Below are 24,626 nucleotides of genomic sequence, written 5' to 3'. Positions count from 1 at the left end.
GTCCGGCTCCGTGAGAGACTCTATCCGTGAGGGCAAGTGACTTTTGGCGATTGATGGACGATGAATTCGGGGCGGGCTATTCCCGGGTCCTCGCCGGCTCCTTGGTACTCGCAGGCGTGGGCGGGCGGACAGCCGTTGAGGCCCTGGCCTCCGGATACCACCCCCGCGAGGTGTGGTTGGCCGTGTGCGAAGTCCAGGATGTCCCGGCCGAACGCAGGCTGGGGCGGGACGTTAAACCGGCCTCCAGCTGAGGGCTGCACCGCCGCCCAGGCAGGGACACGCCGGGCCATTGTTCGAATATCTGTTCGGATGGGGATATGCTCCTGTGAGAGGAAAATTGATCCCGAAGGCCGCATTCCCGAGCATCCGGATTGCCCGGTTGTCCACATAGCCGGATTCGGCTCATAAAAATGTCAGCACGTCGTAATAGCGTCTGACATGACAGGAAAGCGGCCCTTCGGGCCACTCCACAGCGAGAAAGCATCAGAGGTGTGAACCATGGCGGCAACCCCGGATCGTGAAAAGGCGCTCGAAGCAGCGCTTGCCCAGATCGACAAGCAGTTCGGTAAAGGCTCCATCATGCGCCTGGGTGATGACACCCGGGCTCCCATCGAGGTCATCCCTACCGGCTCCATTGCGCTGGATATCGCCCTCGGCATAGGCGGCCTGCCCCGTGGCCGCGTGGTGGAAATCTACGGCCCGGAATCCTCGGGTAAAACGACCGTTGCGCTGCACGCCGTTGCCAGCGCCCAGCGCGCCGGCGGCATCGCGGCCTTCATTGACGCTGAGCATGCCCTGGACCCGGACTACGCTGCAAAGCTCGGAGTGGATACCGACGCACTTTTGGTCTCGCAGCCGGACACCGGCGAGCAAGCCTTGGAAATCATGGACATGTTGGTCGGGTCGGGCTCGCTGGACATCGTCGTCATCGACTCCGTGGCCGCGCTGGTACCCCGTGCTGAAATCGAAGGCGAAATGGGTGACTCCCACGTGGGCCTGCAGGCCCGCCTCATGAGCCAGGCCCTGCGTAAGATCACCGGCAGGCTCAGCCAGACCAAAACCACAGCGATCTTCATCAACCAGCTGCGTGAGAAGATCGGTGTCTTCTTCGGCTCCCCGGAAACCACCACCGGTGGTAAGGCCCTGAAGTTCTACGCTTCGGTGCGCATCGATGTCCGTCGTATCCAGACCTTGAAGGAAGGTGCGGACTCTGTTGGTAACCGCACCAAGGCCAAGATCGTCAAGAACAAGATGGCGCCGCCCTTCAAGATTGCTGAATTCGACATCATTTACGGCCAGGGCATCTCCCGCGAAGGCGGCATTATTGATATGGGTGTCGAGCACGGCATCATCAAGAAATCAGGCTCTTGGTTCACTTATGATGGCGATCAGCTGGGCCAGGGCATGGAGAACTCGCGGCGGTTCCTCCGGGATAACCCTGAGCTCGCCCAGGAGCTGGAGCGCCTGATCAAGGAAAAGCTTGGCGTTGGCGTGAAGCCGGAGGAAGACTCCCCAAAGCTGAAGGCCGTTGACGGTTAGGAGACGGCCGGATCCGGAGTCGTCCGTATCCGCCGATCCCGAGCCTGATCCCGAGTCCGTGGCGCGTGCCATCGTCCTGAGGCAGTTGACGATGGCGCCGCGGAGCCGGCTCCAGCTTGCCCGCAAGCTCGCAGAACGCAATGTGCCCGAGGACGTGGCCGAGGCAGTCCTGGACCGGTTCGAAGAGGTTCAGCTGATTGATGATGCTGAGTTTGCGAGGATGTGGGTCCGCAGCCGTTCGCAGAGCAAGAAGCTTGCCAAGGGCGCACTTCGTCGCGAACTGACGGACAAGGGAATCGAGCTGGAGGCGGCCGAAGAAGCCCTGTCGCAGCTCAGCGATCAGGATGAGGAATCTGCTGCTCGTGAGCTTGTTGAACGTAAGCTGCGTCCCGGTGTCGACCTGGCTGATCGGGCGGAACGGGACAAGTACACCCGTCGTCTGGCGTCGATGCTGGCACGGAAGGGCTACGCCCCATCCATGGCCTTTAGGATCGTCGGTGAGGTGCTGGCAGAAGCCGGTACCCTTGAGTAGTGAGTTTGACCATTCCTTCCCCAACAGTTTCCGCCACTCCTTCGGCTGAGCCCCGGACCTATCAGGTCCGCACGTTCGGCTGCCAGATGAACGTCCATGATTCAGAGCGCATGGCGGGTCTCTTGGAGGACGCGGGCTACGTGCCTGCGGACGGTGAGGTTGCCGACGTCGTGGTCTTCAACACCTGCGCTGTTCGGGAGAATGCGGACAACAAGCTCTACGGAAACCTCGGCCAACTCCGGCAGGTCAAGGCGGAGAACCCCGGCATGCAGATTGCTGTTGGCGGTTGCCTGGCCCAGAAGGACCGCGAAACCATCGTCAAGAAGGCGCCGTGGGTGGACGCCGTGTTCGGCACCCACAACGTTGGGGCCCTGCCAGCACTGCTGAACCGCGCCCGGCACAACAATGAAGCGCAACTTGAGATCCTCGAGTCTCTGGATGTCTTCCCGTCAACCCTTCCCACTAAGCGGGACTCTGTTTATTCGGGGTGGGTTTCCATCTCCGTGGGTTGCAACAACACCTGCACGTTCTGCATCGTGCCTTCGCTCCGCGGCAAGGAAAAGGACCGACGCCCCGGAGAAATCCTCGCGGAGATCCAGGCGCTTGTGGATGACGGTGCTGTTGAAGTGACTCTCCTCGGCCAGAACGTGAACTCCTACGGCGTGGAGTTCGGGGATCGGCAGGCTTTCTCCAAACTCTTGCGCGCATGCGGAGAAATCGAGGGCTTGGAGCGCGTCCGCTTCACCAGCCCGCACCCCGCAGCCTTCACCGATGACGTCATCGCCGCCATGGCTGAGACGCCCAACGTCATGCCGCAGTTGCACATGCCCCTGCAGTCCGGTTCGGACAAAGTCCTCAAGGACATGCGGCGTTCCTACCGATCCAGCCGGTTCCTGGGAATTCTGGACAAGGTTCGCGATCGGATTCCCAACGCAGCCATCACCACGGACATCATTGTCGGGTTCCCGGGCGAAACGGAAGAGGATTTCCAGGCGACCCTGGATGTCGTGGAAAAGTCCCGCTTCGCCTCAGCCTTCACCTTCCAGTACTCCAAGCGGCCCGGCACGCCGGCCGCAGACTTGCCTGACCAGCTTCCCAAAGCCGTAGTGCAGGAGCGTTTCGAAAGGCTGACGGCCCTCCAGGACCGCATTGCCGCTGAGGAGAATGCGCGGCAGCTTGGCCGGACAGTTGAAGTCCTGGTGACGGCCCAGTCCGGGCGTAAAGCCGAGGAAACCCACCGCTTATCCGGTAGGTCCAAGGACCAGCGCCTGGTGCACTTCTCCGTGCCGTCCGGCGCTGCTACTCCCCGTCCCGGTGACTTTGTCACAGTCACCATCACGGAGGCTGCTTCTTTCCACCTTGTGGCGGATCCGGCCACCGCCGGGGACTATGTCCTGCGCCGCTCCCGCGCCGGAGACGCCTGGGATCGTTCCCAGGCTGAGTCCTGCGGTGTTCCTTCACCGGGTTCGGCCCCGGGCAAGGCCGGGGTGTCCCTGGGCATGCCGTCGTTGCCGGCTCGTCGCGCCTGACGTCGGACCAGGATCACGTGCCTACCTCCACCAAGGACGATTCCCTGCCTGTCGTTGCAGTGGTTGGACCTACCGGTTCCGGCAAGTCGGACCTGGGTGTCAACCTCGCCCTCGCCCTCAACGGTGAGGTCATCAACGCGGATGCCTTGCAGTTCTATCGCGGGATGGACATCGGGACAGCGAAGATCAGCATGGAAGAGCGCAAGGGCGTGCCCCATCACTTGCTGGACACCATGGATGTCACCCAGGAGGCAAGTGTTGCGGACTTCCAGGCGGCCTGCCGAGGAGCCATTGCCGAAATCCGTTCGCGCGGAAAACGCCCCATCCTGGTGGGAGGTTCCGGACTGTACGTCCGCGCCGCATTGGACGTCCTGGAGTTCCCCGGCACTGACCCCGTCATCCGTAAGGCCCTGGAAGACGAGTGTGACGCGCACGGCCTCGCGCCTTTGCGAACCCGTCTTGAGGAGGTCGACCCCGTGTCGGCAGCCCGTCTGGGTGACGCGCGGCGGGTGATCAGGGCCCTCGAAGTGCACCAGCTCACCGGACGCCCCTTCAGTTCGTTCATGCCGCAACGCGAGTATTTTCAGCCGGCAGTGCAGCTCGGCCTTTCGGTGGACCGTGAGGTGCTGAGGGAACGGCTGGCTCTCCGGGTCCATCGGATGGTGGAGGCTGGTCTGCTTGAGGAGGTTGAACGGCTTGATGCTGCCGGGCTCAGGGAGGGTAAGACCGCGTCCCGCGCCTTGGGGTACGCGCAGTTCCTGAGGGTCCTGGACCGTCAAACCAACGTTGCAGCAGCGTCGGAGGAAACCATCGTGGCCACCAGGCAGTTCGCCAGGCGCCAGCTCACCTGGTTCAGGGCTGACCCCCGGATCACCTGGCTTGATTGGCAGGATCCTGAGCTCGTGGCCAAGGCTGTCGCAGCGGCTTCGAGCCGCCAGGATTGATTTCGGGCCGAACCAGCGTGGAAGGTAGCCTAGTGGCATGGATGAAACCGCCGCAGTTCCCGCCCAGCAGTCCGCAGCTGCCGGTGCTACCGTGACCGACTCAAGCCTTGCAGGGCTGACGTTTTCCAAGGGCCATGGAACGGGCAACGACTTCGTCCTGATTGCCGACCCCGGCGATGCCCACGAGATCACGCCGGAGCAGGTTGCCCAATTGTGCGACCGTCATACAGGCATTGGTGGAGACGGCCTTATCCGCGCTGTCCCGTCGCGTTTCCTCCCGGAGGGCCGCGATCTTCTGGAACAGGATCCGGACGCCGAATGGTTCATGGACTACCGCAACGGTGATGGTTCCCTCTCGGAGATGTGCGGCAACGGCGTCCGCGTCTTCGTGCACTTCTTGATTGCCGAGAAACTGGTGGATCTTGGCCCGGGCGAAACCCTGACCATAGGTACCCGTGCAGGCGTCAAGAAAGTGGTCCGTACGGCCAATGGTTACGCCGTGGACATGGGCCCGTGGGAGTTCATCTTCCCCCAGGAAGCCACCAGCAAGGCCATGGACGCGCTTGTCAGCGCGGACGGCCTGGAGGTAGCCCGCCCCGGCCTCTCAGTCAGCATGGGCAATCCCCATACGGTGGTTGCTTTGGCCGAACTCAAGGAGCTGTCGGCCACGCAGTTGTTCAAGGCTCCGGTGGTCGATCCCAGGCCTGCCAACGGGACCAACGTTGAATTCGTTGTTCCGGCCGAACCGTTGGTTGAAGACGGCGTCGGCACCATCACCATGCGCGTCCATGAGCGCGGCGTGGGGGAGACCCAATCATGCGGCACAGGAGCCTGCGCCGCCGCCGTCGCCATCCGTCATTGGGCCGGCAACACAGCGCCGAACGACTGGCACGTGAACGTGCCGGGCGGCGTCGTGGATGTTAAGTTCTTCCCCGGAGCAGGCGGTCGCGAACATGTAGAGCTCAGCGGCCCGGCCGTCATCGTAGCTACTGGGACGCTTTCCTGACCCGAATGATCCTGAAGGACTTGGACGTGCTCTCGCGGCTCACCGTGTAGGACTTGTCCAGCTCGCCGGCGAGCCACCGCTGGAGGGAGTCCGAACCGAGGTTCTTTTGGACCACCAGCCAGGCGTTTCCTCCGGTCGCCAGGCGCGGCAACCACGTCAGCAGCAGGGTGTGAAGCTCGTCCTTGCCGATCCGGATGGGCGGGTTGGACCAGATGGTGTCGAACTCGACGGCGGGGTCTACCTCGTGTGGAAGGCTGGCCGTCACGTTGTCCAGGCCCAGGGCAACCGCGTTCTCATTGGTCAGCGTGATACACCGCTCGTTGACGTCCACGGCGTGCACCTTGGCATGGGGTGCCATCAGCCCCAGCGTCAAAGCGATTGGACCCCAGCCGCAACCGATGTCCAACAGGTTTCCCTGGGGTGACGGCGGCGGAACTTCGGAGAAGAGTATGGCAGTGCCCTTGTCCACTCCGTCAGGGCTGAAGATGCCGGAGGAGGTCTGCAACTGGCGTGTGGCTCCAGCGAGTTCTACCGTGAGTGGCTTTCGGGTGAACGGTCCGGCCGGTTGGGCGGTGAAATAGTGTGCAGACTCCATAATTTGCCAGATTAGTTGGCTATCGGCGCCATGGGAAACTGCCTGCTCCAAGGGGCGGCTTGACAGTGAATGATAGTGTGAAGCGCATGTTCTTGATCTTCGAGTAATAATGCCGCAATTCGCCTGAGCACTCAGGCGTCACACGGCACCGCCCGCGATGCAGCCCGGTCTTTGGCAGTTCAGCCAAGCCGCGGTCTTTCCGCCAGGCAGGTCCCACCGGCACATCCGTTGACCCAATTTTCCCGTCACGGATGTTTTGAAGATCACACCATCCAACCCGGCCCACTGAACCGCCAGTAACTTGCGCGGGTCCAAGCAGGCCGGCAGTGCGATCTCCAGTGGCCAGGAGCCTCCGCGCGGATCCCACCACGCCAGATCACAGCAACCGCCGTCCATTCAACGGGCGGCCGTTGAGCACAGGAGGCCCTCTTTGGCCCATGCCCGTCAGCCCAGCGCGAATAGCGCCCCATCGAACAGCAAACAGCACTATTCTGGAATAGCCGAACAGTCTAAGGAGACCATGACCACCCAGAAGCACTCCGGATCCGATTCCGACGCCCAGGACATGAGTCCTGAACAAATCCAGGCCGTCATCGACCGGATTCTTTCCAAGGATGTACCTGCGCAGGCATCCGATGACGACGACGCCGGTGGTGTATTCGGCAAGGCGCAGGCCATTTCCACCCTTGACCAGGAACACAGCATCTACGACGGCGACCAGGAAGACCTGGCCGAACGTCGCGCGCTGCGCCGTACCGCTGGATTGTCCACGGAACTCGAAGACGTCACCGAGGTCGAATACCGGCAGCTGCGCCTTGAACGAGTTGTCCTCGCCGGTCTCTGGACTGAAGGGACACTGGCCGACGCCGAAAATTCGCTCCGCGAGCTCGCTGCCCTGGCAGAGACTGCCGGTTCGGAAGTCCTTGACGGTTTGGTGCAGCGGCGCATGAAGCCGGACCCCGGTACCTTTTTGGGTTCGGGCAAGGCCCAGGAGCTTAAGGACATCGTTGCCGCCACCGGCGCGGACACCGTCGTGGTGGACACCGAGCTGGCTCCTTCCCAACGCCGAGGCCTTGAGGACATTGTCAAGGTCAAGGTAGTAGACCGCACTACGCTGATCCTGGACATCTTCGCCCAGCACGCCAAGAGCCGGGAAGGCAAGGCCCAGGTTGAGCTTGCACAGCTCGAGTACCTGCTCCCGCGCCTTCGTGGTTGGGGTGACTCCATGTCACGCCAGGCCGGTGGCCAGGTGGGTGGAGCAGGTGCAGGCATGGGCTCGCGTGGTCCTGGTGAGACAAAGATCGAACTGGATCGCCGGCGCATTCGCACACGGATGGCCAAGCTTCGTCGTGAAATCGCCGCGATGAAGCCGGCCCGCGAGACCAAACGCGCCAACCGCCGTCGTAATGCCGTTCCTTCCGTCGCGATCGCCGGATACACGAACGCCGGCAAGTCCTCGCTCCTGAACCGCCTCACCGATGCCGGTGTGCTGGTGGAGAACGCCCTGTTCGCCACCTTGGATCCCACCGTTCGTAAAGCCCAGACGCCGGACGGCATCGGCTACACGTTGGCGGACACTGTGGGGTTTGTCCGTTCGCTGCCGACCCAGCTGATTGAGGCGTTCCGCTCCACGCTGGAGGAGGTGGCGGATGCGGACCTGATCCTGCACGTAGTGGACGCCTCGCATCCTGATCCTGAAGGTCAGATCGCTGCTGTCCGGGCTGTCTTTACGGAAGTGGATGCCCGCAAGGTTCCCGAGATCATTGTCCTGAACAAGGTTGATGTGGCGGACCCCTTTGTGGTGGAGCGCCTCAAGCAGAAGGAACCCCGCCACGCAGTCGTCTCCACCCGTACGGGCCAGGGCATTGCTGGGTTGTTGGAAGACATCAGCCAGTCCATTCCCCGGCCGGGCGTGCGCTTGGAGCTGCTCATTCCCTACGACCGTGGCGAAATGATCAGCAAACTGCACAGTTCCGACTCGGAAATCCTCAGCCTTGAGCACGAGGAAAGCGGAACCCGCGTTGTTGTCATGGTCCGCGAAGGACTGGCAGCCGAACTGGAGCCGTTCGTCACCAATGGTTGAGAAGGTGGCGGCGGACGCCGTCGAGTCGTTGGGGGAGAAGACCACCCTCGAGTTGTTGGACCGGGCTGTTGCCGGCATGGGCGGTCAGAGCCGTGCCGGCCAGCACGAGATGGCCAGGCATGTCACCAGGGCCATCGAAACCGGGGAGCACCTGCTGGTCCAAGCGGGAACGGGAACGGGTAAGTCCTTGGCGTACCTTATTCCGTTGATCGCGCATTCGATGGACAGCGACAAACCGACTTTGGTGTCCACCGCCACCTTGGCACTCCAAACGCAGATTGTTGGCAGGGACCTTCCCCGGCTGTTGGACACCATCAACCCTGCCCTTGAACGCCCCGTCAACGTGGCGCTCGTCAAGGGCAGGGCAAACTACGTCTGCCGGCAAAAGCTCGAAGGCGGGTTCCCCAGCGAGGAACCGTCCGAGGGACAGCTGTTCTCCTTGGGCGAGGACACCAGTGTCCCGCACTTTGCTGCGTCCATGGGGGGACCGCAGTCGCAGTTGGGCAAGGAAGTGGTCAGGCTTCGCGAGTGGGCGGAAAAGACCGCCACCGGCGACCGTGACGAACTTATGCCCGGCGTCACGGATCGGGCTTGGCGACAGGTCTCCGTGACGTCCATGGAGTGTCTGGGCGCGCAGAAGTGTCCCCTCGCCGAGGAGTGCTTCAGCGAGTTGGCCCGGTCCCGCGCAGGCGAAGCCGACGTCGTGGTCACCAACCACGCCATGCTGGCCGTCAGCGCCTTTGAGGGGCTGGCTGTGCTGCCCGAATACGACGTCGTGGTAGTCGATGAGGCCCACGAGTTGCAGGACCGCGTGACGGGCGCTGTGTCAGGCCAGTTGTCCGTAGCGATGGTCCACGCGGCCGCGTCGAGCGCCCGCAAGCACACCGCCATCACGGTGGATGCCCTCAATGCTGCGGCCGACCGCTTGGATATGGCCATAGCGGGCGTGCCCAACGGTCTTCTGCCCAGCGGGCTCAATGACGAACAGCTCGATTGCCTGGACCAACTCCGGGAAGCCACACGCGCAGCACTGTCGGATTCGAAGACGGACTCTTCAAACGCGGTCGACGGCGGCAGGCAACTCGCGCGGTCACGGCTCATGCTCATTCTGGAGCTGTGCGAACGGATGCTCGCGGCCAAGGAGAACCGTGAAGTGGTGTGGTTTTCCCGCAACAGCACGTTCGATCCCCAGCAGGGATACTCGCAACCTGACGAGACCGCTCCGGCCCTGATCAACATTGCGCCCCTGAGTGTGGCGGGACGCCTTCGTGAAGGTCTCTTCGCTGGTCATACAGTTGTGCTGACTTCCGCCACGCTGGCCATCGGCTCGGCTTTTGAACCGGCCGCAGGTGGACTTGGGCTGATTGGCGATGGAGCACCAAGCTGGACCGGGATCGATGTCGGCTCGCCCTTTGATTACCCCAAACAGGGTGTGCTCTACGTGGCCAAGCACTTGCCCAAGCCTGGCCGTGGAACCTCGCCCGAGGCCCTGGATGAATTGGAAGACCTCATCCGCGCTTCCGGTGGGGGAGCGCTGTGTCTTTTCTCGTCGCGGCGGGCGGCTGAGGAAGCCGCCGATGCCATGAGGCTTCGCCTCGACGTCAGTATTCTCTGCCAGGGTGAATCCACCATGGCAGCTCTGGTGAAGCAGTTCGCCGACGAGCCCGATACCTGCCTCTTCGGCACGATGTCGCTGTGGCAGGGTGTGGATGTCCCCGGCGGTTCGTGCCGCCTTGTGGTCATCGACCGCATCCCGTTCCCGCGTCCGGATGATCCGTTGATGACTGCCCGCTCGCGTGCCGTGGCACAGTCCGGAGGCAACGGATTCATGGCTGTGTCAGCAACCCACGCTGCCATCCGTCTGGCCCAAGGGGCAGGCCGGCTCATCCGTTCCACGGGGGATAAAGGGGTTGTGGCGGTCCTTGACTCCAGGCTCTCAACAGAGCGCTACGGGGGCTTCCTCAGGGCAGCCCTGCCGCCGTTCTGGGCGACGACGGACCGAACCGTGGTGCGGGGCGTGCTGGAGCGCCTGGGCCCTGCCAAAGCCTCCTAGAGGGATCGCAGGACCGAAACGACCTTGCCCATAATGGTGGCTTGGTCGCCGAGGATGGGTTCGTACTGGGTGTTCTGCGGAAGAAGCCATGTGTGGCCGTCGCGCTGGCGGAAGGTCTTCACCGTTGCTTCGTCGTCCAGCAGTGCGGCAACGATGTCTCCATTGACGGCGTCGTTCTGCCTGCGGACAACTACCCAGTCGCCATCGCAGATCGCGGCGTCGATCATCGAGTCGCCGGCTACCTTGAGCATGAACAGTTCGCCGTGGCCCACGAGTTGCCGGGGCAGGGGGATGACGTCCTCCACTGTCTGGTCAGCAAGGATGGGACTGCCGGCAGCGATCCGACCGACCAACGGGACCATGGCGGTGTCGCTGGCGCTGGCAAGCTCGGTCACGGCAAAGCCACCCGTGCTGCGAAGATTGGTGGGCGCTTCCACTCCCGGAATGGGGCCGCCATCGAGGGTCAATGGCATGAGGACTTCCATGGCCCGGGGGCGCTTTGGATCGCGGCGGAGGTAACCGAGCTTTTCGAGCTGGGAGAGCTGGTGTGTAACGCTCGACAGGCTGGCCAGGCCCACGGTGTCACCAATTTCACGCATGCTGGGCGGATACCCGTTGTCATTGACTGACCGCTGGATGGTCTCCAGGATCTTCTTCTGCCGGACGGTCAGGCTCTTGGGACTCTTTTGAGGCTGCTGGCTCCGCGGGGGTGCCCCGCCGCCGGTGGCTTTCGCTGCCATGTTCGCCAATGCCTTTCCATTCCGCCCGGAGTGTGCCCGGGGTCGTCGGGTCTGCAAAAAATGTCAGACCCTCCTGTTCCACTGAAACAGTGCTGTTTCTTCACTCAAACGTAGGGCAGCCACAGGCGTTTATCAAACATTTGTTCTAGCGAGTCTCGACACCGTTCGTTGATAAGTGCTAAAAATGTCTTAGCAAGGTTCGAATATGTGTTCTATAAACCTGGCGCTGACACCGGATGTTCGAACGAAGTGTTCGAACATCCGGGGTTGGACAGGGGAACGCACAGAATTGGCAGCCATGTACCGGGATCCGGCGCACGGCAATAGCTCAGAAGGGCTCAGCTCATGTCCGCAATCACTACGTTCGCTGATTTCCGCACCACTCAGGCGCCTGCGCGTCTGCGCCTGACCCGACGGGGACGGATGGTCTTCTTTGGCATCCCGGCCATGCTGCTGGTGGCTGCGCTGCTGAGCCTGGCTGGTTTTATCACGTCACCGGCCAAGGCCTCGGACTCGCAGGGGCAACTCCAGCCGCCCGTCGCCGTCTCGGTTACGGTCCAGCCGGGACAGTCCCTCTGGGGCATTGCCGGTGCCGCTGCGCCTGAACGGGATCCCCGCGATGTCATTACGGAGATCATTCAGCTCAACGACCTCCGTGGCGGCCGTATCCAGCCCGGCCAGCAGTTGTTCGTGCCCGCAAACTAGTGTGTTCCGTCCCGTGTGGGGCGGGCGCCCGGCGTCACAGTTAGTTCGGCAGTCCCGGCAGCCCTTAAACTGTGGTGGTGAGTGACCAGCTTGAGCGACTTGACCGACTACCCCTCCGGACCAACCTGCGTGGACTGAGCCCGTACGGCGCACCGCAGCTTGATGTCCCCATTTTGCTCAATGTCAACGAAAACACCCATGGCGTCCCTGCCGATGTGCAGGCGGCCATCACCGAGGCCGTGGCCGCTGCGGCCACGGGGCTGAACCGTTATCCGGACCGGGAGTTCACCGAACTTCGTGAAGCCCTGGCCGAGTACCTTGGCCACAATCTCGCTCCGGACAACATCTGGGCAGCCAATGGCTCCAATGAGGTTCTGCAGCAGATCCTCCAAGCATTTGGCGGGCCCGGCCGGAAGGCGCTGGGATTCCCGCCCACGTACTCCATGTACCCCTTGCTGGCCAGTGGCACGGATACCGAGTACGTCCGCGGGGTCAGGGCTGAGGACTACGGCTTGGACGCTGCCTCCGCTGCTGCGCAGGTCCGCGAAACCGGTGCCAACATCGTGTTCCTGTGTTCGCCCAACAATCCCACGGGAACAGGCCTGGGGCTGGATGTCGTAGAGGCCGTTTATGAGGCCGGAGAAGCCAGCCAGGCAATAGTGATCGTGGACGAGGCCTACCACGAGTTCGCGCACGACAATACCCCCAGCGCCCTGACCCTGCTGCCCGGTCGCGAGCGTCTGATCGTTTCCCGCACCATGAGCAAGGCCTTTGCCCTTGCCGGTGCCAGGCTGGGCTACATGGCCGCAGCTCCCGAGGTTACGGATGCCATTCGGCTGGTCCGCCTTCCGTACCACCTGTCGGCTGTTACCCAGGCAACCGCCCTGGCTGCGCTTAGCCACCGGGAAGCCCTCATGGCCGACGTCGAGGACATCAAGGTCCAGCGCGACCGCATCGTGACCGAGCTTCTGCGCATGGGCCTCAAACCTGCGGAGTCGGACTCCAACTATGTTTTCTTCGGCGGACTCGAAGATCCCCACGCGATCTGGCAGGGCCTGCTCGACGCCGGTGTGCTGATCCGCGACGTCGGTATTCCCGGCCACCTCCGGGTCACGGCGGGAACCGAACCGGAAACCACGGCCTTCCTGGCAGCGCTGGAAGCGCTGCTGGACGGCCGGGCGTCACAGCCCGCCTAAACTTGTCCATAGACCCAACCCACTCTTCGTGTATAAGGACGTCCCAATGAGCGAAACCGGCGCCACGCCGTCCGCTGCCCGCACCGCGCGCATGGAGCGCACCACCAGTGAATCCTCCGTCCTGGTGGAGATCAACCTGGACGGATCAGGTGTCTCGGACATCAGCACCTCGGTTCCGTTCTACGACCACATGCTGACGGCGCTGTGCAAGCACTCGTTGATTGACATGACCGTGAAAGCCACCGGCGATACCCACATTGACGCCCATCACACCGTTGAAGATGTGGCCATCACCTTTGGCGAGGTGCTGCGCACGGCTTTGGGCAACAAGGCCGGCATCCGGCGCTTCGGCGAAGCCACGGTTCCTCTGGATGAGGCACTGGCTCACGCCGTGGTGGACGTTTCGGGCCGGCCATACCTGGTTCACGGTGGAGAGCCGGCCGGCCAGGAGTATCACCTGATTGGTGGTCACTTCACCGGTTCGTTGACCCGCCACGTTTTTGAGGCCATTACGCTGCATGCCGGGATTTGCCTGCACATGAACGTGCTCGCCGGCCGCGATCCCCACCACATCGTGGAAGCGCAGTTCAAAGCCTTCGCCCGGGCGCTCCGTGCCGCGGTGGAATCCGATCCCAGGGTAGAGGGCATCCCCTCCACCAAGGGGGCGTTGTGAGCGTCCAGGTCCTTAAGGACGGGGCAGTGGCCGACACCATCGCATCGGTCAAGCCCGAGTCCCCGGAAGGCAAGCCCACCGTTACGGTGCTCGACTATGGTTCGGGCAATGTACGTTCAGCCGTCAGGGCGCTGGAACGTGCCGGTGCCCATGTAGTGCTGAGCTCCAAGCCTGAAGACGTGCTCAACGCGGACGGACTGGTGGTTCCCGGGGTCGGCGCGTTCGAGACCGTCATGAAGGAGCTGAAGGCCGTTGATGGCATCCGGATGATTGGACGCCGGGTTGCCGGCGGCCGGCCCGTGCTGGCCATCTGCGTCGGTTTGCAGGTCCTGTTTGAAGCCGGTGTGGAACACGGCACCGAGTCCGAGGGCATGGCCGAGTGGCCAGGCAAGGTGGAACTCCTGCCTGCTCCCGTTGTCCCGCACATGGGGTGGAACACCGTGGACGTCCCGGAAGGCTCCAAGCTTTTTGCCGGCGTCGAGCAGGAACGTTTCTACTTTGTGCACTCGTACGGTGTGCAGGAATGGAACTTCGATGTTGTGCAGCCCCGCATGGCCCCGCCGCAGGTGACGTGGTCCGAGCATGGTGCACGGTTCATTGCCGCTGTTGAAAATGGCCCGCTGTGCGCTACGCAGTTCCACCCGGAAAAGTCGGGGGACGCCGGGGCGCGGCTGTTGCGGAACTGGGTGGACGGCCTCAGGAAGACCCCCACTCCAGCGGCAGAAGCCTCCGAAAGCGGTGCTGCCTAGATGTGGTCTGTAGTCCTCATGGGCCTTGCAGGCGTGCTGGTAGGCGGCGGTATCTCCTTCCATCAGCAGAAGAAGCCCCGCTGGGTTTCCATCTCTTTCTACGTGCTGGCAGGCTTGTCCCTGTTGGCCGCCTACCTCCTGACGCTGCCCGGTAACTGAGCCGGTCACCAAGAACCCGCGTCAAACCTCGAACTCCAAGGACCCACATGACCACCTCCGCCCAGCCCGTTCTGGAACTCCTTCCCGCCGTCGACATCGTTGACGGCCAGGCAGTCCGCCTCCTCCAAGGAGAGGCCGGCTCGGAAACCAGCTACGGAACGCCTCTGGAAGCAGCTTTGAACTGGCAGAATGCCGGTGCTGAATGGGTTCATATGGTGGACCTCGATGCCGCTTTCGGTCGCGGTAACAACGCGGACCTCATCAGTGAGGTAGTGAAGCAGCTGAACGTCAAGGTGGAGCTGTCCGGTGGCTTGCGCGATGACGAATCGTTGGAGCGAGCCCTGGAACTGGGTGTCGCCCGGGTGAATCTTGGCACGGCAGCGCTGGAGAACCCCGAATGGACCCGCAGGGCCATTGACCGCTTCGGTGACAAGATCGCCGTCGGACTTGACGTCCGCGGTACCACCCTTGCCGGGCGCGGCTGGACCAAGGAGGGCGGCGACCTTTGGGAAGTCCTGTCCCGCCTTGAGGATGCCGGCTGCGCGCGCTACGTCGTCACGGACGTCACCAAGGACGGAACCTTGCAGGGGCCCAATGTGGAATTGCTGCGGCAGATGGTGGAGAAGACCGGAAAGCCTGTTGTCGCCTCGGGGGGCATTTCCAGCCTGGAGGATCTCCGCATCCTGCGTGAACTCGTTCCGCTGGGCGTAGAGGGTGCGATTGTGGGCAAGGCTCTCTATGCCGGTGCCTTCACGCTTCCCGAAGCCCTGGACGTCGCCGGTCGTCGCTGATGCCCCACGACGCCGGACACCCGCACGGTCACCAGGGGCACCCTGGTGCCGGGAGCCGGCACCTGCCGGGCCATATTGCTGCCGCTCTGGCCGGGGCCGGGGGAGCGACAGACTCTGCCGGCCAACCGTGGGCAGGCAGGAGCCTGAGTGGGGACGACGCCAGGATCCACAACTTTGAGGACGACGACGGAACTGCCGACGCCGGCTACGTCACCGCCCTTGCTGCGTTGATCAACGGCACCGGAACCGAGGCCGATGTTGTCGCCTCGCTGGCTACTGCACGGGTGTTTGTTCCCGTGGTTGCGCAGCTGGCCGAGGAAGCTGTTGGCGTTGACGGACTGCATGCTGACAAGCAAGCGGATATGGCATTGGTCACACTCAAGGCGCCCGATGGCCGCAAGGCCATGCCTGTGTTTACTTCGGCTGCAGCGCTCGAGGCTTGGCATGGGGACGCCCGTCCTGTGGCGGTTTACGCGGCCCGCGCTGCTCTTTCCGCGGTTTCCGAGGGTGCACAGTTGCTGGTGTTGGATCCAGGGTCGGACTTTGCGTTCGTGGTCCGCCGCCCGGCCATGTGGGCCCTCGCCCAACAGCGGGACTGGACGCCGTCATACCTTGATGATCAACTGGAGTCTGCTCTCGCTTCAACAGTGTCAGTTTTCCGGACTGTCCGCCGGCTGGAGACGCAGCCCGGCGCAGGCGTTGCGTCGCTGACGGCTGATGGACGGACGGTGTCCGGCGGTGGATCGGGTCCGGAGTTGCGGGTGGTGCTCTTCCTCGAAGATGGCCTCGACGCTGTGGCTGTGCAAACGCTGGTGGCCCAACTCAACGAGGCGTGGGCGCGGATGGAATCCTTCGCTGAGGGCGTTGACTCCATTGAAGTGAAATTGCAGCGTGCGGCGCAGGAGCCTGGGCCGCACTAACGGCAGCCGGTTCCCCGGCCTGCCCCGGGGGAACAAGAGGATTTAGCCAGTGAATTTCGCTCTCTACAAGGAGATGCTGTCCATCCGCCCTGTCCGGCGCTTGCTGGTGGTAGGCATGATCGCCCGTATTCCGCATTCTGCGGCCGGCATTCTCCTCACCCTGCACATCGTCCTGACTTTGGGCCATGGCTACGCCGCCGCCGGTGCGGCAGCGGCTGTGATGACCATTGGCATCGCCCTGGGTGCGCCGTGGCGGGGCCGAAGGGTGGACATGGTGGGCCTTCGGAAGGCCCTGATCCCGTCGGTGGTCTCCGAAACCGTGATCTGGTCGATCGTCCCGCACGTATCTTATGAATGGTTGCTGCCGCTGGTCTTTGTTGGCGGGCTCTTTACCCTGCCGATCTTCAGTGTTGTGCGTCAGTCACTGGGTGTCATGGTGGAGGGGGAGCAGCGCCGGTCTGCGTTCGCCCTCGATTCCATCGCCACGGAACTCGTCTTCATGATCGGCCCGGCCGTTGGCGCCATTGTTGCCACGAGCGGTTACTCGGCGATAGGTCTGACGGCGGTCGGGATCTCGGTTTCCGTGGCCGGGCTGTTCCTCATGTGGTTCAACCCGCCAACGCGAAGTGAAGCGGCCTGTACGCCGGAGGAGTCCGCGGACCGGGCAGCAGCGGACCTTGCTGCGGCGGAGGCGGCCATGGTGGCGTCAGCGCCTGCCCACGTGCAGGAAGCGGCATCGGAAATGGCGCCCTCAACCTCGCGCAGTGCAGCCCTCCGAAGCCGCGTCGCCAGGAATTTCACGTGGTTCACCGTCTCCGTGGCTGCTCTCTTCGCGGTGGCGGCGGGTTCAGGTATGGTGCTTAGCGGCTCGGATGTGAGCATCGTAGGCTTGCTGGAGCGCGGCGGGCACGAAAACGAAATCGGCATTGTGTTCTTCTTCTGGTGCGCCTCATCCGTGGTGGGCGGATTGATCTACGGCTCCATGAAGCGTTCCATTTCGCCCATGCTGTTGCTGTTGGGGATGGCCGCACTGACTATCCCCATGGGGTTTGCCCAGGACACCTGGACCCTGGCCTTCCTGTCACTCCTGCCGGGCTTGTTGTGCGCACCCGTCCTGTCCGCTTCGTCGGAGAAGGTCGCCGACCTCGTGGACGAGGAACGCCGCGGCGAAGCAATGGGCTGGTACGGCTCTGCCCTGACGGCCGGCGTTGCGTTGGGCGCTCCCTTGGCCGGCGTTTTCATCGACACTGTGGGTCCTTCAGCGGGATTCGCAGCCATCGGTTCGGCAGGCGTCGTGCTCTGTATCGCGGGCCTGCTTTTGACGTCGTTGCGTCGACGCTCCGCCCGCGTCTGACGCGCCAAGCAGAGGAAAGCACGACGGCGGGTCAACCACATGTGGTCGACCCGCCGTCGTTGAAACCTGTGGCAGTTGCCGGCTAGTTCACCGGACCGGTGAACTTTTCACCGGGGCCCTTGCCCGGAGCGTCGGGAATCAGCGATGCCTCGCGGAAAGCCAATTGCAGAGAGCGGAGCCCATCACGCAACGGGCCGGCGTGCTGTGAACCGATTTCCGGGGCGGCTGCGGAAACAAGGCCGGCAAGGGCCGTGATCAGCTTGCGGGCTTCGTCGAGATCCTTGAGGTCCTCGGCGTTGGGATCATCCGCCAGGCCCACCTTCACGGCAGCTGCGCTCATCAGGTGAACGGCGCCAGTGGTGATGACTTCTACGGCCGGAACTTCAGCGATGTCGCGGATCTGCTGGGAAACCCCGGCATCAGCGGCTGGGGAGGCGGCGTTTTCGCTGTAGGAGTTGCGGGAATTGCTGTCTTCAGTGCTCATACTGGTAAGCTTGTCACAGACCGACTGGAAGTCGTTATTCATGGCCAGAAGTTCACGGCCAACACCAGCAGTAATGCTCCCGCCACGTGCAATGTGCACTTGGTGGGTTGTTTCTGTAGAATTGTCTTTCAGTTTGCAAGCGGAGTTCTCTCCCACCCGCGTCAGCCGTTTCCCTCCAGGGACGTGATCCCTTTCGGGACAAGAGGTTGCCGGGTACCTGGTCGGACACGTGGGTGGCACAGCCACCCATAGTGCGTACTTCCCGTTAGGGGAGTGCAGCCGATCTTCGAGGCCTTCGATTGCACCAGCAATTGGGGGCCTTCTCTATTTGCCGGTGAAATCACCACAACCACAGGAGCTTTAACATTAGCGAGCCAAGAATCAATGAGCGTATCCGCGTCCCCGAGGTGCGGTTGGTCGGCCCTGCCGGCGAACAGGTAGGAATTGTCCGCATCGAGGACGCCCTGCGTCTTGCTGCCGAATCCGATCTCGATCTCGTTGAAGTTGCCCCGCAGGCTAAGCCTCCTGTTTGCAAGTTGATGGACTTCGGCAAGTACAAGTACGAGGCTGCAGTCAAGGCCCGCGAAGCCCGCAAGAACCAGACCAATACGGTTCTGAAGGAAATTCGCTTCCGCCTCAAGATCGACAAGCACGACTACGAAACCAAGCGCGGCCACGCACTTCGCTTCCTCGGCGCCGGTGACAAGGTCAAGGCCATGATCCAGTTCCGCGGTCGTGAGCAGCAACGTCCGGAGATGGGCATCCGCCTGCTCCAGAAGTTTGCTGAAGATGTTGCCGAGGTTGGCATCGTTGAGTCCAGCCCGCGCATTGATGGCCGCAACATGGTCATGGTGATCGGTCCGCTGAAGAACAAGGCCGAAGCGAAGGCAGAAGCCCGCCGTGCCGCCCAGCGTGCAGAAGCCAAAGCCCAGAATGAGGCCAAGGCGACGGGACGCGTGGACACCAATGGTGACCAGGCTCCCCTGACGCAGACCCTGGGTGACCTTCTTCCGGCCGGCCTGCTGGCTGGCGAGGAAGAGACCACGCAGGAAACTGTGGAGGCTCCCGAGGTTGAAACAGCCGTTGCCGAAGAGGCCCCGGTTGTTGAAGAAGCCCCGGCAGCTGAAGAGGCAGTGGCAGTCGAGGAAGCTCCTGTTGCAGAGGAAGCTCCGGCGCCTGTTGTCGAAGAAGCCCCCGTAGTCAAGGAAGCCCCGGCTCCCAAGGCTGAACCGGCCAAGGCAGCACCTGCAAAGACCGCACCGGCCGAAAAGGCTGCGGCAACCAAGGTCGCTCCGGCAACCAAGGCCGCTCCGGCCGAAAAGGCTCCGGCAGCGAAGGCTGCCCCGGCCGAAACGCCGAAGCCTGTGGTTGCGGCCACTCCGAAGCCCGCGGTTCCTGCGGTTCCGAAGCCTATGGCCAAGCCGGCAGCTCCCAAGCCGGCAGCTCGGCCCGCGGCCCCCAAAGCCGCGCCGAAGCCTGCTTCACGCAAGACCAACTAACTAGTTCAACGCCGCGGAGGCTCCGCCTCCACCGGCAAGCAACCAGCATGCAGGCCCTCGCAGGCCGGCTGCGCGAAAGAATCGCGGACTTGTCCGTGGATACGTAAGGAGATCGGTTCCCATGCCGAAGATGAAGACCCACAGCGGTGCTAAGAAGCGCTTCAAGCTGACCGGTACCGGCAAGCTGAAGCGTCAGCAGGCCAACCGCCGTCACTACCTGGAGCACAAGTCCTCCAGGCTGACCCGTCGCCTCGCAGGCGACAAGCTCGTCTTCAAGGGCGATGCCAAGGTCATCAAGAAGATGCTCGGCGTCTAAGTTCCAAGTTCTTTGGTTGCTGCCATCCGGCTGCGACCAACTACACCAAAAGCCTTCTCAGGCCGGCCGGGTTTCCGGCAGTAGCAGCTTGGGATAAAGATTTCTGAAGGAGTACGCACGTGGCACGTGTGAAGCGGGCGGTAAACGCCCACAAGAAGCGCCGGGTTGTCCTCGAACGCGCAAAGGGTTACCGCGGTCAGCGTTCGCGCCTGTACCGCAAGGCCAAAGAGCAGCTGCTGCACTCGTTCGTGTACAGCTACGGTGACCGCCGTAAGAAGAAGGGTGACTTCCGTCGCCTCTGGATCCAGCGCATCAACGCTGCATCCCGCGCCAACGGCCTCACCTACAACCGCCTGATCCAGGGCCTGAAGGCCGCTGAGGTTGAGGTTGACCGCCGCATGCTGGCCGAGCTGGCTGTCTCTGACGCCAACGCTTTCGCCGCTCTGGTGAACGTTGCCAAGGCTGCACTGCCGGCTGACACGTCCGCTCCGGCTGCCAAGGCCGTAGCTGCTCCGAAGGCTGCAAAGGTTGCTTCGGCCGCCGCTACGGCAACGGCTGTCAAGGCTGTCGTTTCCGAGAAGCCCGCCATCGATGGCGCAGTTGCCGCTGATGGCGACGAGGCTCCGGAAGGCTACGCCATCAAGGGCAACGCCGAGTCCAAGAAGTACCACGTTCCGGGTTCCACCTGGTACAACACCACCGCTGCTGAATACTGGTTCTCCACAGTTGAGGCTGCAAAGGCTGCCGGCTTTGAGCCTGCAGGTGGCGAAGCCCGCCAGCAGATCAAGAACTAGTCGCAACAGCCACTAAAGTTCTTATATGAACGAAACCGGGCGCCCGCAAGACTTTTCGATGACCAACCCCCGAGCTGATCGGGTGAGGGATGTCGCCAAGCTTGCCGGGCGCCCGGCGCGTTTAAAACGCGGACGCTTCCTCGCGGAGGGTCCGCAGGCGGTACGCGAGGCGTTGAGCCTGCATCGTGAGCGCACGACGGCGGGAGGTTCCGCCGTCGTGCATGAAGTTTTTGCCAGCGAAGCGTGCTTGGACCGCCTACCGGAGCTTGCAGACCTCGCGCAGGGTACGCCGCTCCGGCTGGCGAGTGACGAAGTTTTGGCTGCCATGGCGGATACGGTCAACCCGCAAGGGATTGTGGCGGTCTGTAGTTTTGTGGACGTGACCCTGGAATCAGTGCTGGACGCCAGTCCGCGCTTGATCGCGGTCATGTGCCAGGTACGGGACCCCGGCAACGCAGGCACGGTCCTTCGCGCAGCGGATGCCGCCGGTGCCGACGCCGTGGTTCTGACGGGTTCCAGCGTGGACATCTACAACCCCAAAGCTGTCCGATCCACCGCTGGTTCCTTGTTCCACCTCCCAGTGGTGCTTGGAGTCGATGTTGAGGATCTGGTGGTGCGCTGCAGGGAGCGCGGTATCGGTGTCCTGGCCGCGGACGGCTACGGAACCGTCAACCTGGACAAACTCCAGGACGAGAATGCTGCCCGGAGGCTCGGGAATGATTCTGTAGCCTCTGAGTACGCCCTTGAGGCGCCTACAGCGTGGCTGTTCGGCAACGAGGCTCAGGGTTTGTCAGACGACGAGCTGTCGCTGGCAGACCACCGCGTGGCTGTGCCGGTCTACGGGGCGGCCGAGAGTTTGAATCTGGGCACGGCGGCCACCGTGTGCCTCTACGCCAGCGCGCGTTCCCAACAGGGCGCCACTGTGGGGAATGTGTAAACAGTGCATCGCCGGGTACGGTAATGCTTGCGAGATCAGCCGATGACGACTCTTCTTGTCTCTTTCCTCAGTTTCCCTATCCCGAAGAGGTGAAGCTTTCGTGGCTGCAGGTGGCGGTACAAAAGCGATCGTGGCGGCTCTCGCCGCCAATCTGACCATTGCCGTTTTGAAGTTCATAGCATTCTTCCTGACGGCGTCGTCGTCCATGCTCGCCGAAGCCATCCACTCGGTGGCGGACTCCGGCAACCAGCTCCTTCTGCTGGTGGGCGGCAAGCGCGCCAAGCGGGCCGCCAGCCCGGAGCATCCGTTTGGCTACGGCCGCGAACGATACATCTATGCGTTCATCGTTTCGATCGTGCTGTTCAGCGTCGGCGGCCTTTTCGCCCTGTACGAAGCCTGGGAGAAGTTCCAGCACCCGCACGGCATCGAAGGTGACTTCTGGTGGGTTCCGCTGGCTGTCCTGGTGGGTGCCATCCTTGCTGAGTCGTTCTCTTTCCGCACGGCTATCATCGAATCCAACCACATCCGCGGCAAGCAGTCCTGGGTCAAGTTTGTCCGCAACGCCAAGCAACCCGAACTTCCGGTGATCCTTCTGGAGGACTTTGGCGCGCTCCTGGGCCTGTTGTTCGCACTCTTCGGCGTGAGCATGACCCTGGTCACGGGCAATGGTGTGTGGGATGCTCTGGGCACCGCCATGATCGGACTTCTGTTGGTGGCCATCGCTGTGGTCCTCGCGTTGGAAACCAAGTCCTTGTTGTTGGGGGAGTCGGCTACCAAAGAGGACGTCCAGCGCATAACCGACGCTTTGGAAGCGGGCGGCACCCGCATTATCCACCTGAAGACCCTGCACCTGGGGCCTGAAGAGCTGCTGGTTGCCGCGAAAATCTCCATGGAGGCCTCTGAGACCGGTGAAGAGATTGCCAAGGGGATCGACGACGCGGAGCAGCGGATCCGCGCGGCCGTCCCCATCGCGAGAGTCATCTACCTGGAACCCGACATTGAGAGGGTCCAAGCCCCGCAGGCCTAGGGGTACCTCGCCAACTGTTTAACAAAAATGGGCTCCGCAGGTGCGGAGCCCATTGTCGTTGTACGCCCAGCATGGGCATTTGCTTGGAGGTGTGAGTCCTCTGAAGGAGAAGGTGGTTTAACTTCTAGCCAATGGCAACTGCGTCATCGTGAGGTGGGGTGGGAAGGAAGCCGGAGGCAAATCCCTGCACCGAGGGACACGAACCGCATAGAAGGCATGCTGGTTGGGGTAAGCCAGCAACGGATGGTGAAGCCCGTTCCACCGAAACGGCCAGTGTGTAAATGCGGCGGCGGCAGGGTGAAAGTGAATGTTCTTATCTGGGGAGATCTGTCCCAGTGCGTCACCTGTTTGTTGGGTGGAGCGGTGCGGCTCTAAGGGCCGTCACTGATGGGGCAGGAGTCAGCTGAGGTCATAGTACCGGCGGGAATCTTCATGATTGCCGGGAAGGGCTGAACGCTGGGAATTGATGGTTTGAAGCGGTGCTTCTCGTGTGTTCCACAAGAATCGCAGCCAACCCACGGGAGTGGTGGGACAGAGAGTGAAGGAGCGAACGGTGAATCCGGGATGGCCCCTGTCTGTGCGTAGTGAGGACCCGGCGGGTATCGGGGAGAACATCAGGGATGCATCGGACCGGTGGGAGGAAGTATTCTCCCGACGGAATCTGATGATCGCGTTGAAGCGTGTTGAGCGTAACCGGGGTGCTGCCGGTGCTGACGGGTTGCGCACGGAGGAACTCCGTGCGTGGTGCTTAGGGCACTGGGCAGAAACGCGGGAGGCGTTGGACGCGGGTACTTATGCGCCGGGCCCGGTTCGTCAGGTGATGATTCCCAAATCTGACGGCGGGGAACGGAAGCTGGGGGTACCGTCCGTGCTGGATCGTTTGATCCAGCAGGCAGTCGCGCAAGTCCTGTCTCCGGTCTTTGATCCGGGGTTCGTGCCGGTCTCGTATGGGTTCCGGCCGGGCAAGAGCGCTCACGATGCGGTGAAGGTTGCCAGGACGGTGATCGGTCAAGGGTATCGGTGGGTGGTCGAGGTTGATCTGGATGCGTTCTTTGACCGGGTGAACCACGACGTGCTGATGGCCAGGGTTGCGCGGAAAGTGAAAGACAAGCGGCTCTTGAAGCTGATTCGGCGCTATCTCGAAGCGGGAATCATGGCTGATGGGGTGCGGCAACCGACGCAGGAGGGAACCCCGCAGGGGTCACCTTTGTCGCTGTTGCTGTCGAACATCATGCTGGACGATTTTGATCAGGAGTTCTGGGCTCGGGGGCACCGCTTCGTGCGGTATGCCGATGACATCAGGGTCTTTGTGAAGTCCGAGAGAGCCGCGGAACGGGTGCTGGACCAGGGCACGAAAGTTCTGGAGAAGGACCTGAAATTGAGGGTCAACCGGCAGAAGTCCACGATCAACCCGGCAAACGTAGCTACATTGCTGGGTTTCGGGTTCTACTTCGTCAAGGGCGGGGTGAAGACCCGGATCGCTCCGAAGGCGTTCAAACGCATGAAGGACCGCATCAGGGAACTGACCTCGCGCAAATGGAGCATCTCCATGGCTGACCGCATCCAACAACTGAACCGCTACATCCGGGGATGGATGGGCTACTTCCGGCTGTCACAGACACCGAAGAAGTTCGCCGCCCTCGATAAATGGTTCAGACGAAGGATGCGCCAAATCCGCTGGAAGGAATGGAAACTCCCGCGAACTCGGGTGGCAAATCTGCGGCGTCTTGGGATCAGGCCGGACCTGGCCTACCAATGGGGCAACAGCAGCCGAGCCTACTGGCGGGTCGCGAAGTCGCCCATTCTTCACAGAGCCCTGCCAGCCGAGTACTGGGCAGGGCACGGCCTCATTTTCTTTCGCGCTGCGTGGGACCGCTTTCAAACGACCTAGCGAACCGCCGTATGCGAGGCCCGCACGTACGGTGGTGTGAGAGGTGGGACGGGAAACCCGTCCCACCTACTCGATTCACTTTGGCTATTCAGGCTTTGCTGCCTGGGACA

Annotated in this window: 25 protein-coding genes; 22 read left to right on the top strand and 3 right to left on the bottom strand. The window is 62.6% G+C overall.

Annotated features, from left to right (window positions below; genetic code table 11):
- The first annotated feature begins 26 nt into the window (after positions 1 to 26).
- The 6 genes from AB4Y77_RS18100 to dapF all read left to right on the top strand — a co-directional run bounded on the left by AB4Y77_RS18100 (position 27) and on the right by dapF (position 5,550).
- The gene (locus AB4Y77_RS18100; protein WP_159707309.1) at positions 27 to 251 is read left to right on the top strand and encodes a DUF3046 domain-containing protein; all 225 of its coding nucleotides are present in this window, start codon (positions 27 to 29) and stop codon (positions 249 to 251) included.
- Positions 252 to 498: 247 nt separating this feature from the next.
- A complete protein-coding gene (gene recA, locus AB4Y77_RS18095; RefSeq protein WP_089594401.1) occupies positions 499 to 1,539 on the top strand; it encodes a recombinase RecA in 1,041 nt (346 codons plus the stop codon).
- A gap of 58 nt (positions 1,540 to 1,597) precedes the next feature.
- Entirely contained in the window at positions 1,598 to 2,071 is a 474-nt protein-coding gene (locus AB4Y77_RS18090) for a regulatory protein RecX (RefSeq protein ID WP_442014923.1), read from the top strand.
- Complete coding sequence (gene miaB / locus AB4Y77_RS18085; RefSeq protein ID WP_442014889.1) at positions 2,071 to 3,600, top strand: tRNA (N6-isopentenyl adenosine(37)-C2)-methylthiotransferase MiaB; 1,530 nt, start codon at positions 2,071 to 2,073, stop codon at positions 3,598 to 3,600. Before AB4Y77_RS18090 ends, miaB begins: the two co-directional genes overlap by 1 nt.
- A gap of 17 nt (positions 3,601 to 3,617) precedes the next feature.
- Positions 3,618 to 4,544: a tRNA (adenosine(37)-N6)-dimethylallyltransferase MiaA gene (miaA, locus tag AB4Y77_RS18080; protein ID WP_442014888.1), complete on the top strand. Its 927-nt coding sequence runs from the start codon at positions 3,618 to 3,620 to the stop codon at positions 4,542 to 4,544.
- A gap of 37 nt (positions 4,545 to 4,581) precedes the next feature.
- Positions 4,582 to 5,550, top strand: coding sequence for a diaminopimelate epimerase (dapF, locus tag AB4Y77_RS18075; protein WP_442014887.1), 969 nt, complete (start codon positions 4,582 to 4,584; stop codon positions 5,548 to 5,550).
- Here dapF and AB4Y77_RS18070 read toward each other — a convergent pair.
- Positions 5,531 to 6,145 carry a class I SAM-dependent methyltransferase gene (locus AB4Y77_RS18070; protein WP_442014886.1) on the bottom strand — a complete coding sequence of 205 codons (615 nt, stop codon included), beginning with the start codon at positions 6,143 to 6,145 and terminating at the stop codon, positions 5,531 to 5,533. The genes dapF and AB4Y77_RS18070 overlap by 20 nt on opposite strands.
- 520 nt (positions 6,146 to 6,665) lie before the next feature.
- Between AB4Y77_RS18070 and hflX the strand changes: the two genes are divergently transcribed.
- Both hflX and AB4Y77_RS18060 read left to right on the top strand, forming a co-directional pair.
- Positions 6,666 to 8,228 carry a GTPase HflX gene (gene hflX / locus AB4Y77_RS18065; RefSeq protein ID WP_442014885.1) on the top strand — a complete coding sequence of 521 codons (1,563 nt, stop codon included), beginning with the start codon at positions 6,666 to 6,668 and terminating at the stop codon, positions 8,226 to 8,228.
- Complete coding sequence (locus tag AB4Y77_RS18060; RefSeq protein WP_442014884.1) at positions 8,221 to 10,281, top strand: ATP-dependent DNA helicase; 2,061 nt, start codon at positions 8,221 to 8,223, stop codon at positions 10,279 to 10,281. Before hflX ends, AB4Y77_RS18060 begins: the two co-directional genes overlap by 8 nt.
- On the opposite strand, the gene lexA is transcribed toward AB4Y77_RS18060, so the two are convergent.
- Positions 10,278 to 11,021 (bottom strand): transcriptional repressor LexA, encoded by a 744-nt coding sequence (lexA, locus tag AB4Y77_RS18055; RefSeq protein ID WP_311214250.1) that lies wholly within the window; start codon positions 11,019 to 11,021, stop codon positions 10,278 to 10,280. The genes AB4Y77_RS18060 and lexA overlap by 4 nt on opposite strands.
- 345 nt (positions 11,022 to 11,366) lie before the next feature.
- On the opposite strand from lexA, the gene AB4Y77_RS18050 reads away from it, so the two are divergent.
- From AB4Y77_RS18050 to AB4Y77_RS18015, 8 genes are all read left to right on the top strand, one after another.
- On the top strand, positions 11,367 to 11,726 hold the full coding sequence (locus AB4Y77_RS18050; protein ID WP_442014883.1) for a LysM peptidoglycan-binding domain-containing protein: 360 nt from the start codon (positions 11,367 to 11,369) through the stop codon (positions 11,724 to 11,726).
- 77 nt (positions 11,727 to 11,803) lie between these two features.
- Positions 11,804 to 12,922, top strand: a complete 1,119-nt coding sequence (locus tag AB4Y77_RS18045) for a histidinol-phosphate transaminase (RefSeq protein WP_311214252.1) — start codon at positions 11,804 to 11,806, stop codon at positions 12,920 to 12,922.
- 46 nt (positions 12,923 to 12,968) lie between these two features.
- On the top strand, positions 12,969 to 13,595 hold the full coding sequence (hisB, locus tag AB4Y77_RS18040; protein ID WP_089594411.1) for an imidazoleglycerol-phosphate dehydratase HisB: 627 nt from the start codon (positions 12,969 to 12,971) through the stop codon (positions 13,593 to 13,595).
- Positions 13,592 to 14,344, top strand: a complete 753-nt coding sequence (gene hisH / locus AB4Y77_RS18035; protein WP_442014882.1) for an imidazole glycerol phosphate synthase subunit HisH — start codon at positions 13,592 to 13,594, stop codon at positions 14,342 to 14,344. Before hisB ends, hisH begins: the two co-directional genes overlap by 4 nt.
- Complete coding sequence (locus AB4Y77_RS18030) at positions 14,345 to 14,503, top strand: hypothetical protein (RefSeq protein ID WP_198318392.1); 159 nt, start codon at positions 14,345 to 14,347, stop codon at positions 14,501 to 14,503.
- 47 nt (positions 14,504 to 14,550) lie between these two features.
- Positions 14,551 to 15,294, top strand: coding sequence for a bifunctional 1-(5-phosphoribosyl)-5-((5-phosphoribosylamino)methylideneamino)imidazole-4-carboxamide isomerase/phosphoribosylanthranilate isomerase PriA (priA, locus tag AB4Y77_RS18025; RefSeq protein ID WP_442014881.1), 744 nt, complete (start codon positions 14,551 to 14,553; stop codon positions 15,292 to 15,294).
- Entirely contained in the window at positions 15,294 to 16,214 is a 921-nt protein-coding gene (locus tag AB4Y77_RS18020; RefSeq protein WP_442014880.1) for an SseB family protein, read from the top strand. Before priA ends, AB4Y77_RS18020 begins: the two co-directional genes overlap by 1 nt.
- A 49-nt stretch (positions 16,215 to 16,263) precedes the next feature.
- Complete coding sequence (locus AB4Y77_RS18015; RefSeq protein ID WP_311214256.1) at positions 16,264 to 17,568, top strand: MFS transporter; 1,305 nt, start codon at positions 16,264 to 16,266, stop codon at positions 17,566 to 17,568.
- An 82-nt stretch (positions 17,569 to 17,650) separates the two neighbouring features.
- On the opposite strand, the gene AB4Y77_RS18010 is transcribed toward AB4Y77_RS18015, so the two are convergent.
- Positions 17,651 to 18,052 carry a DUF1844 domain-containing protein gene (locus AB4Y77_RS18010; protein ID WP_089597300.1) on the bottom strand — a complete coding sequence of 134 codons (402 nt, stop codon included), beginning with the start codon at positions 18,050 to 18,052 and terminating at the stop codon, positions 17,651 to 17,653.
- A gap of 407 nt (positions 18,053 to 18,459) precedes the next feature.
- On the opposite strand from AB4Y77_RS18010, the gene infC reads away from it, so the two are divergent.
- From infC to ltrA, 6 genes are all read left to right on the top strand, one after another.
- Positions 18,460 to 19,551: a translation initiation factor IF-3 gene (gene infC, locus AB4Y77_RS18005; protein ID WP_442014879.1), complete on the top strand. Its 1,092-nt coding sequence runs from the start codon at positions 18,460 to 18,462 to the stop codon at positions 19,549 to 19,551.
- Positions 19,552 to 19,672: 121 nt separating this feature from the next.
- Positions 19,673 to 19,867, top strand: coding sequence for a 50S ribosomal protein L35 (rpmI, locus tag AB4Y77_RS18000; RefSeq protein WP_011774324.1), 195 nt, complete (start codon positions 19,673 to 19,675; stop codon positions 19,865 to 19,867).
- A gap of 119 nt (positions 19,868 to 19,986) precedes the next feature.
- On the top strand, positions 19,987 to 20,661 hold the full coding sequence (gene rplT / locus AB4Y77_RS17995) for a 50S ribosomal protein L20, sunset domain variant (protein ID WP_442014878.1): 675 nt from the start codon (positions 19,987 to 19,989) through the stop codon (positions 20,659 to 20,661).
- A 25-nt stretch (positions 20,662 to 20,686) separates the two neighbouring features.
- Positions 20,687 to 21,598 carry a TrmH family RNA methyltransferase gene (locus AB4Y77_RS17990; RefSeq protein WP_442014877.1) on the top strand — a complete coding sequence of 304 codons (912 nt, stop codon included), beginning with the start codon at positions 20,687 to 20,689 and terminating at the stop codon, positions 21,596 to 21,598.
- A gap of 100 nt (positions 21,599 to 21,698) precedes the next feature.
- A complete protein-coding gene (locus tag AB4Y77_RS17985; RefSeq protein WP_442014876.1) occupies positions 21,699 to 22,625 on the top strand; it encodes a cation diffusion facilitator family transporter in 927 nt (308 codons plus the stop codon).
- A gap of 664 nt (positions 22,626 to 23,289) precedes the next feature.
- Entirely contained in the window at positions 23,290 to 24,516 is a 1,227-nt protein-coding gene (ltrA, locus tag AB4Y77_RS17980) for a group II intron reverse transcriptase/maturase (protein WP_442014875.1), read from the top strand.
- Positions 24,517 to 24,626: the final 110 nt, after the last annotated feature.

It is taken from the genome of Paenarthrobacter sp. YAF11_1 (genome assembly GCF_052113445.1).
GTDB lineage: Bacteria > Actinomycetota > Actinomycetes > Actinomycetales > Micrococcaceae > Arthrobacter.
The sequence above is the reverse complement of the archived record's forward strand: the minus strand, read 5'-3'. Positions and strand labels throughout refer to the sequence as shown.

Excerpts from the sequence above, each read along its gene's own strand:
- AB4Y77_RS18050 (WP_442014883.1), top strand. The coding sequence starts at position 11,367 with ATGTCCGCAATCACTACGTTCGCTGATTTCCGCACCACTCAGGCGCCT.
- hisB (WP_089594411.1), top strand. The coding sequence starts at position 12,969 with ATGAGCGAAACCGGCGCCACGCCGTCCGCTGCCCGCACCGCGCGCATG.
- AB4Y77_RS18030 (WP_198318392.1), top strand. The coding sequence starts at position 14,345 with ATGTGGTCTGTAGTCCTCATGGGCCTTGCAGGCGTGCTGGTAGGCGGC.
- AB4Y77_RS18020 (WP_442014880.1), top strand. The coding sequence starts at position 15,294 with ATGCCCCACGACGCCGGACACCCGCACGGTCACCAGGGGCACCCTGGT.
- priA (WP_442014881.1), top strand. The coding sequence starts at position 14,551 with ATGACCACCTCCGCCCAGCCCGTTCTGGAACTCCTTCCCGCCGTCGAC.
- AB4Y77_RS18060 (WP_442014884.1), top strand. The coding sequence starts at position 8,221 with ATGGTTGAGAAGGTGGCGGCGGACGCCGTCGAGTCGTTGGGGGAGAAG.
- dapF (WP_442014887.1), top strand. The coding sequence starts at position 4,582 with ATGGATGAAACCGCCGCAGTTCCCGCCCAGCAGTCCGCAGCTGCCGGT.
- AB4Y77_RS18010 (WP_089597300.1), bottom strand. The coding sequence starts at position 18,052 with ATGAGCACTGAAGACAGCAATTCCCGCAACTCCTACAGCGAAAACGCC.
- hflX (WP_442014885.1), top strand. The coding sequence starts at position 6,666 with ATGACCACCCAGAAGCACTCCGGATCCGATTCCGACGCCCAGGACATG.
- AB4Y77_RS17990 (WP_442014877.1), top strand. The coding sequence starts at position 20,687 with ATGAACGAAACCGGGCGCCCGCAAGACTTTTCGATGACCAACCCCCGA.
- ltrA (WP_442014875.1), top strand. The coding sequence starts at position 23,290 with ATGATCGCGTTGAAGCGTGTTGAGCGTAACCGGGGTGCTGCCGGTGCT.
- rpmI (WP_011774324.1), top strand. The coding sequence starts at position 19,673 with ATGCCGAAGATGAAGACCCACAGCGGTGCTAAGAAGCGCTTCAAGCTG.
- lexA (WP_311214250.1), bottom strand. The coding sequence starts at position 11,021 with ATGGCAGCGAAAGCCACCGGCGGCGGGGCACCCCCGCGGAGCCAGCAG.
- recA (WP_089594401.1), top strand. The coding sequence starts at position 499 with ATGGCGGCAACCCCGGATCGTGAAAAGGCGCTCGAAGCAGCGCTTGCC.
- AB4Y77_RS18070 (WP_442014886.1), bottom strand. The coding sequence starts at position 6,145 with ATGGAGTCTGCACACTATTTCACCGCCCAACCGGCCGGACCGTTCACC.